The organism is Neorhizobium sp. T25_13, from assembly GCF_002968675.1.
Classification (GTDB): Bacteria; Pseudomonadota; Alphaproteobacteria; order Rhizobiales; family Rhizobiaceae; genus Neorhizobium; species Neorhizobium tomejilense.
In genome coordinates this window covers 1-383 of sequence record NZ_PVBI01000052.1, presented here as the reverse complement: position 1 = coordinate 383, position 383 = coordinate 1, and the positions used below count along the sequence as shown (strand labels likewise).

Sequence of the window (383 nt, the reverse complement as noted above, 5' to 3'; positions counted from 1 at the left end):
ATCCTGTACATCACATCAAATCATTAAACTTGCATTAACTTATTTATAACTTATATTGTCACATGCAAATCAGAATGGTTTCGAATGAAAGTTAATGAGAGGTGGTTATGGCTTCTACTTTTACCAGCGACACATTGCCTGCCGATCACAAAGCAGCTATCCGTCAGATGAAGCACGCGCTGCGGGCGCAGCTTGGCGACGTCCAGCAGATCTTTAATCAGCTAAGCGATGACATTGCCACGCGAGTGGCTGAAATCAACGCACTCAAAGCACAGGGCGATGCCGTCTGGCCGGTGCTGTCTTATGCCGATATCAAAGCAGGTCATGTTACTGCAGAGCAGCGCGAACAGATTAAACGTAGCGGTTGTGCGGTGATAAAAGGC

At 47.0% G+C, this 383-nt stretch carries 1 protein-coding gene; it reads left to right on the top strand.

What is annotated here, in order from left to right; all coding sequences use genetic code 11:
• Nucleotides 1-107 precede the first annotated feature (107 nt).
• The coding region (locus C5J22_RS30920) for a YbiU family protein (RefSeq protein WP_172746853.1) at nucleotides 108-383 on the top strand (276 nt) is incomplete at its 3' end.